The organism is Corynebacterium tuscaniense (assembly GCF_008693065.1).
GTDB lineage: Bacteria > Actinomycetota > Actinomycetes > Mycobacteriales > Mycobacteriaceae > Corynebacterium > Corynebacterium tuscaniense.
Map to the genome: position 1 here is coordinate 1 of NZ_VXKH01000070.1, position 7,627 is coordinate 7,627.

Annotated in this window: 5 protein-coding genes and 1 pseudogene; 1 reads left to right on the top strand and 5 read right to left on the bottom strand. The window is 58.5% G+C overall.

Features of this window, described 5'->3' with window-relative positions:
• Both F4V54_RS09495 and F4V54_RS09500 read right to left on the bottom strand, forming a co-directional pair.
• Nucleotides 1-126: pseudogene (locus F4V54_RS09495) on the bottom strand (helix-turn-helix domain-containing protein); the annotation flags it as partial.
• Between the two features lie 35 nt (nt 127-161).
• A complete protein-coding gene (locus F4V54_RS09500) occupies nt 162-1,511 on the bottom strand; it encodes an IS256 family transposase (protein ID WP_150386976.1) in 1,350 nt (449 codons plus the stop codon).
• 632 nt (nt 1,512-2,143) lie between these two features.
• On the opposite strand from F4V54_RS09500, the gene F4V54_RS09505 reads away from it, so the two are divergent.
• Nucleotides 2,144-2,932, top strand: coding sequence for a sulfite exporter TauE/SafE family protein (locus F4V54_RS09505; RefSeq protein WP_150386977.1), 789 nt, complete (start codon nt 2,144-2,146; stop codon nt 2,930-2,932).
• A 63-nt stretch (nt 2,933-2,995) separates the two neighbouring features.
• Here the strand turns inward: F4V54_RS09505 and F4V54_RS09510 are convergent, their stop codons facing one another.
• The 3 genes from F4V54_RS09510 to F4V54_RS09520 form a co-directional block, all read right to left on the bottom strand.
• A complete protein-coding gene (locus F4V54_RS09510) occupies nt 2,996-4,819 on the bottom strand; it encodes a purple acid phosphatase family protein (RefSeq protein ID WP_150386978.1) in 1,824 nt (607 codons plus the stop codon).
• Nucleotides 4,820-4,931: 112 nt separating this feature from the next.
• On the bottom strand, nt 4,932-5,579 hold the full coding sequence (locus tag F4V54_RS09515) for a DUF3239 domain-containing protein (RefSeq protein WP_150386979.1): 648 nt from the start codon (nt 5,577-5,579) through the stop codon (nt 4,932-4,934).
• Between the two features lie 11 nt (nt 5,580-5,590).
• Entirely contained in the window at nt 5,591-7,246 is a 1,656-nt protein-coding gene (locus F4V54_RS09520; RefSeq protein ID WP_150386980.1) for a DNA repair helicase XPB, read from the bottom strand.
• Nucleotides 7,247-7,627 lie beyond the last annotated feature (381 nt).

The window sequence follows — 7,627 nt, forward strand, 5'->3', positions numbered from 1 at the left end:
GCCTTTGGGTCTGCCTTTCGGCTTCGGCTTTAGTGCCTCGTCGCCGCCCTTGCGCCATTTCCACGACCAATAACTGACCATCTGGTCTGACGACAGGCCAAACTCACGTGCAAGATTCATCTTTGTCGAGGGTGTCCGATTTTTTGTGTGCGGGGTTTGGTTTACAAGTAGTCCGCGAATCGGTCGGGGTATGCCACGGATAGTTGGTTGATGGCTTGTTTCCAGCCGTTGGCTTTCGCTCCTTCAATATAGCCGTTGCATTCGATGTCGCGCTTCGCTTTCTTCGCGCGTTGGGCAGCACGCTTGTCTTCGATGTTGCAGATCATCAGCCATAGCGTCTTCAGGGCTGCTGTATCGTTCGGGAACTGGCCCCGGTTCCGGGTAGCTTTCCGCAGCTCCGAATTGAGTGACTCGATCGAATTAGTGGTGTAGAGCACTTTGCGTGCTGCTGGCGGGAACTGCAGAAATGGCACGAACCGTTCCCACGCATCCCGCCAGACTTTCACCGATTGGGGGTACTTCTGGCCAAGCTCAGAGGCCTCGAACGCATCCAAGCTCGCACGGGCGGTATCTTCGTTTGCAGCAGTGTAGATCGCACGCAGCGCACTGGAGACGCGTTTTCGGTCCTGGTAGGACACCCACCGGTTCGCATCCCGAATCAGGTGCACAATACAGGTTTGCACCATCGAATTCGGCCAGGTTGCTTCCACGGCTTCCGGTAGGCCTTTCAGCCCATCACAGCAGACGATGAAGACATCCTGGACGCCACGGTTGGCAAGATCTGCGCACACAGATGCCCAAAAGGCGGCACCTTCATTATCAGCAATCCACAAGCCCAGGATGTGCTTGATGCCGTCGATGTCGATGCCCACCGCCATGTAGCAGGCCTTGTTGACCACACGGTTGCCGTCACGAATTTTCACCCGGAGCGCATCAAGGAAGATCACGGGGTAGAACTCGTCGAGCTGACGGTTCTGCCAGATCATGACCTCGTCTAAGACCGCATCGGTAATCGTGCTGATCGTATCCGGGCTCATATCCACCCCCAGGGTGGAGCCAAGATGGTGCTGAATATCACGCACTGTCATCCCACCGGCGTATAGCGAGATGATCATGTCATCGAGCTCTGTCAGCCGGCGTGCACCTTTGGGCACCATCTGGGGAGTAAACGTGCCTGAACGATCCCTGGGTACAGTCACGTCCAACGCGCCGTAACCAGAGTTAACCGTCTTGGTGTACGACCCGTTGCGGTGGTTGCTGCCCTGTACGGGTTCAACCTGGGCCTTCATCTTCCGGTCGGAATGACCGTAGCCCAAATGGGCATCCATTTCCGCCTGCAGACCCGCATTGATCGAGGCCTGCAACAGGCCCTTGACCAAGTCGCTGGCATCCTCGGTGGACGTCGATAACTCGCCGATCAGCTTGGCGAGCTCAGGATTTTCCATCAGCTTCTCGCTGATCTTGTTGACCTTGTCCTGGTCATGGTTCTTCTTCGGTGACACCGTAGTCATTATCGGTGAAACTCCTTCAAAATCAGAGCCTCACACACAAACCCCCTGACACCCTCTCTTTGTCTCGCCGGCAAGATGGCGTTGGACAACTTCCTTTTTGATTTCGAACGAGTACTGCTGGCTAGTCGGTTTCTCCACAAGACATAGCCTGCCATGCAGTTGAAACCGACGATAGAGCATACGGACAGCGTCTTTGGAGACACCCAGAGCATTGGCAGCGGCCCCATATCCCATGCCTTGCTCGAAACACTCAACCAACTGCTCACGCTGCTGCTCACTTAGCGAACTTCGTGCTCTCAATGAAAACTACTCCCCATTAGTCGATAACTGACTTCTCAGTCCAACTAATGGGGAGCAGTTCATACCTGTTCGGGGGCAGCTAGGGCGTGCCTGCTGCTGGCCTGTGGCGGGAAGTGTGTAAAACTTTACACACCGACATTACAGCCCCGATAAAACGCCAGGTAGAAAATTTCTACTATCTGCTAGTTACCGCAGCAATGTAACCGTCTACACAAACACACCCACAGAAAAGGCAAAGCAAGACTAAACACGGCAGCGAGGGCCTATAGCAGTGGTCTAGGGCATACAATCTTCTTCAAGTTTATTGGTGTGATGTTAGGAGTTCGGGCCCGATGACTATTCTTTCCGGTCTGTTGTTGTTTGCTATGGGCATCATGGCCGGCATCATTAACTCAGCCGTTGGTTCTGGTTCGCTTCTGACCCTGCCGGTGCTGCTGGCAATGGGAGTGCCGCCGGGGATGGCGGTGAGGACGAACACGATTGGCATGATGTTCGCGTCGTTCGGTTCGGCGTGGGGGTTCCGTAAGGAAACGAAGGCGGAGATGCCGTATCTGGGCCCGCTTATTTTTTCGACGATCGTGGGTGCTGCTGCTGGTTCGCTGTTGCTTCTGGCTACACCGTCTTCAGCATTGGACTTCGTTATCCCCATCCTTATTGTGGTGGCACTTATCCTGGTGATTTTCCAGCAGAAGTTCGTTAGCTGGTTTTCGGCGAGTCATGAGATAAGTGAGGGCGGGGGAGTCGTCGGTAAGCCATACAAGCGTCCTGGACTTGTGGGGGCTATGGGCCTTGCATCAATGTATGGCGGATTCTTCACGGCGGCGCAAGGCGTGCTTTACATGGCCATCATGGGTGTGGGCACGGGCCGGCCGTTCAAGGACGTCAACCCGGTGAAGAACTTCCTGTCCATGATTGTTAATACGATCGCGGCGATCGTGTACGTGATCGCGTTCTTTCTCTTTGATGCGGAGATCCTGTGGGTCGGTGTCGTGGTACTCGCGGTAGGTGGTCTGCTCGGCGGGTTGGTGGGCGCGCGGATTGCGAAGCGGCTGTCTAACACCTTCCTGAAGGGGCTCATCGTGACGGTGGCTTTGTACGCGTTGATCCGTCAGTTTGTGTAAGCGCACAAAAAGAAGGCCGTTTCCCTAACGGGGGCGGCCTTCAAGTGTCTGTGGGGAAGAGAGTTACTTCTTCAGGATGCCGTAGGAGTTGTACAGCTCAACCTTGCGCTCTTCGCCCTTGTGCAGGTCACCGGAGACTTGGTAGAAGTCAATTTTGAAGGTGTCGTCAGTGACGGTGTAGACAGCGAAGGACTGGATCGTGGACTGGCGGTAGTTCTCGTGCTTGTGCTCGAACTTGGGGGAGTCCTCGGGCTGCTCGGCAACGTCGTATAGCGAGTTCCAGTAGTCCGTGTCCTCGTCGGTCATCCAATCCAGCTTTGGGCGGACCTTGTGAACGTGGTCGGCTCCCTTCTTGTAGATCGCGTCGTAGGTCTTGGTGCCGGAAGTGTTCGGGATGATGTAGGTGACACCCTGCGGGTTGACGTGGTGCTCAACGCCGTCGATGGTTTCCTTCTCCGTGTCCTCAACCTCGCCGTAGGCGAAGTTGTCCGGGGTGTACACGAGGGACTTGGTGCGGGTCAGGTTGTGGTCGTGGCCCTGGAGGACAACGTCAACGCCGAGCTCATCGGCGATCTCGACGAATTCCTCGCGGGTGACCTGGACATCCTCATCCTGCAGTGCGTGGTAGGAGGCGGAGTAGACCGGCTTGTGGTAGGTCAGCACGATCCACTTGGCGCCGGCCTCACGGGCGGCGGTGATGTCCTGCTTTGCCCACTCCATCTGCTTTTTGCCAATGGCGCCCTTCTCCGGGTTGTCATCGGATTCCTTGTTGTCGTTGGTGTTCAGGACAACGAAGTGGATGCCGGAGTGGTCGTAGGAGTAGTAGGAGCCACCGTCAACGGCGTTGCCGGTGATCGGGGTGTTGGTGTGCTCGTTGAAGGAGGTGAGGTGCTTGCCCTTCTCCCACACCAGGGTGTACTCGTCGTGGTTGCCCGGGGTGTATGCGTGTGGCAGGTTGATGTTGGCCTTGCGGGACATGTTGAGGTTGTCTACCCATTCGTCTTCAACCGCCGCGGTTTCCACGAAGTCACCGGTGTGGACTGCGAAGGTAGCGTTCGGGGCAACCTCCAGGGCCTTCTCCAAGGTGTTGGCGCCGTAGGCGGCCTCGTTGTTCACGTTGGCGTTCCAATAGGCGTTCTGGGTGTCGGTGTAGTGGATGAACTGGACTTCCTCGGCGTTCGGGTCCGCGGTGGTGAATGAACCGGTCTCGGAGAAACCTTCGGACTCAGAGCCCACCTGGAAGTAGTACTTCTTGCCCGGCTTCAGGCCGGTGGCCTTGCTCTTGTTGCTGTTCTCCTTGATGTCGACGAGCTCGAGGTAACCCAGCTTCGGGCCCTCGGAGGTCCACTTGGTGTTCTCGCGGGTGATCTGCTCGTCGGTGAAGTAGCCCTTGATCTCTTCCGGCTTACCTTCGTCATTGAGGATGAACTTGCCGTCCTCATCGGTGGGAGCAGAGGCGTAGATGTAGTAGCCGTTCTTGTCGCGCTCAGCGTAACGGTTGGTTACCTCAGTGGTTTCTGCCGGGAATTCCATGGCGCCGGACATGTCCTCCTGCTCGGAGACACGGAGCGTGGAGTCGTCGAGGTCATCCTTGGTGTACCAGTTGAAGCCCATCTCCGTGGAAGGGTCTTCGGTGATGTTCATGGCGATGCGGTCTGGCTTATTATCCAGCTCCACTTCGGCGACCTCGGGCTTCTTGTCGGAGAGCTCGATGAGGTCCAGGCCGTTCTTATCGCCGTAGACCGGATCGGCATCCTTCGATGCAGTTCCGTCGGCGCCGGTGTTCTGCGACGACGCGTTCTCATTGCTTGGCGAGCACGCAGTCAGAAGAACAGAGGTGCCTGCCACAACGGCAAGCAGCTTGAACGTGATTGATTTAGATTGCACGGTTGAAAATCCTTCGGCAGTTGTTGACACTGTCGCGGACTACCTTGCCGTGCCCGGGTTAACCCGTAGTTGCCGTGCTTTAACCTAAATATGAATTTCTTCCAAGGTTTCTTTAAAGCTCGAGGAGGTTCATGCGGGTCGCCTTCACGTCCTCAAGCCGTGCCCGGGCCTTGTCCAGCTGGCGCCATTGTTCGTGGGGGATGGCCTGCTGAGCTTCGCTGATAATCGCGTTGTCTGGCGTGGCCCACGCGATGGGCATGGGGGTGACTTCCTGCCAGTGGTCAGCATCGCGTGTGGAGCGGCGGCCGCCAACAGCGACTGCCGGTACCTTCGTGCCCACCTTGGGGTCCGTAATACCGGGGATGGAGGACACGGTGCGCAGCGCCGCCGCGTAACGAGGTGGCAGCGTCTCATCCACGTTGACGTTCACCAGCGCCATGAGCAGCACATCACGCGGGTTCACCTCGGCGATAACAGCGGGCACGAGCGGGTAGCGGTCATAGAGCTCTTGTGCCGTACCCACAGAACGCGGTACGAGAATGGCCACGAGCAGCATGATTGAGCCGAACAGCGCGAGGCCCAGCCCGCCCAGCCAACGCCACGGATTCGCGGGATCCATGAGGAACCACATGGCCGCGCCAGCCGCCACGCAGATGACAAACAAGCTCACACCGGAGATAACCACCTTGCGGGTGTCCCGGAGCATTTCGTTGTGCTGTTTGGCAAAAGCTTCGTCGACGTCGAAGTGAAAGTGATTCATGGTTCCCTAGTCTAAAGGTCCGCTGCGTCTACCAGCCGGTAGGCGTAGCCCTGTTCAGCCAGGAAGCGTTGGCGGTGCATCGCGTACTCCGCATCGAGGGTGTCGCGCGCTACGACGGTGTAGAACAGCGCTTCCGCACCATCAGCCTTTGGGCGCAGGAGGCGGCCGAGGCGTTGGGCTTCCTCTTGGCGTGAGCCGAAGGTACCCGAGACCTGGATGCCCACGGCGGCTTCTGGCAGGTCGATGGAGAAATTAGCCACCTTTGACACAACGAGCGTCTGGATTTCACCATTCCGGAAAGCATCGAAGGCGGCTTCGCGTTTCTTGGTAGTGGTTTTGCCGTCGATAAGCGGAGCTCCTGTGCGCACGGCGATGTCTTCGAGCTGCTCAATGTACGCGCCAATGATCAAGGTCTGTTGACCTTGATGTTGTGCAAGAAGCTTATCGACGACCCCCAGCTTCCCCTCACTACACGCCGCCAGGCGATACCGCTCCCGGGTTTCGGCGGTGGCGTACATCATGCGTTCATCTTCGGTGAGCGTGGTGCGGACTTCAACGCATTCGGCGGTGGCGATGTAGCCGGCCATTTCGAGTTCTTTCCAGGGGGCGTCATAGCGCTTCGGCCCGATGAGCGAAAAGACATCGTCTTCGCGGTGGTCCTCACGCACGAGTGTTGCGGTGAGTCCGAGGCGCCGGCGCGACTGGAGGTCCGCGGCCATGCGGAAGACCGGGGCGGGCAGCAGGTGCACCTCGTCGTAGATGATGAGGCCCCAATCGCGGGAGTCAAAGAGCTCAAGGGCTTTGTATTCGCCCTTCGTTTTACGTGTGACCACCTGGTACGTGGCGATGGTCACCGGACGGATCTCCTTGCGCTCGCCAGAGTATTCGCCGATCTCCTCAGGCGTGAGCGTGGTGCGCCGCAGCAGTTCATCGCGCCATTGGCGTCCGGCAACAGTGTTGGTCACCAGGATAAGCGTGGTCGTTTGTGCCTGCGCCATGGAGGCTGCGCCCACGATGGTTTTGCCCGCGCCACAGGGAAGCACCACCACGCCTGAGCCACCTTCCCAGAAACTCTCGGTGGCGTACTGCTGGTAATCGCGCAGCTCCCAGGCGTCCTCTCCGTCCGATCCAGCGGTGAGCTGGATCGGGTGAGATTCGCCGTCGACGTATCCAGCTTGGTCATCCACCGGCCAGCCGAGCTTGGTCAGCTCCTGCTTGATCCGGCCGCGTTCGGAGGGGTGGACGGGGGCGGTGGTGGCGTCGATAAGCTTGCCCACCATGGGCTGAATCTTCTTGTTCCGGGTGATCTCCGTGAGTATCGCAGCGTCATCCGCCTCAAGAATGAGACCGTGCGCCGGGTGCTTGATCAGGCGAACGCGGCCGTAACGCGCCATCGTCTCGGCGACATCGATGAGCAGCGCCTGCGGGACGGGGAAGCGGGAGTAACGCTCCAACACATCAACCGCCTGTTCAGCGTCGAAGCCTGCCGCCCGCGCATTCCACAAGGCCAGTGGTGTGATGCGGTAGGTGTGCACGTGCTCCGGTGCGCGCTCAAGCTCCGCGAAAGGAGCTAAGGCTGCACGCGCTTCGCCGGCCTGGGGGTGCGCGATGTCGAGAAGAACCGTCTTGTCCGACTGCACAATGAGCGGGCCGTCACCTAAAGCCATGGGGGCGATTATGCCCGTCTAGCCTCGGGTAGTCGAACCTCGGTGGGGTTTGAGCAAAAAGTGGTAGATCTGCGCTATGCCTGCTAAGCCCACATCTGTCGTCCTCGGGGACCACACAAGCTTCTACCGGGCATTGCGTGATCGCCAGGAAGTCATCAGCGTGCTCCAACAAGAGAATGGACCCGTCCCGGTACATCTAGGGTGCACGGCACGGGTCCGATCATCTGGGTTGGTTAGCCTCGCAGCGCCTCCGACCACTTGGTGGTCTTGCCGTTGTTGAGGATGGAGCGGCGGTAGATGCGTGCGGCGAGCCAGACGACGGCCACGGTGGCGACGGCGGCGAGCGCGAGGGAAGCCGCGAGCTGGAGTGCGGTGAGGTCG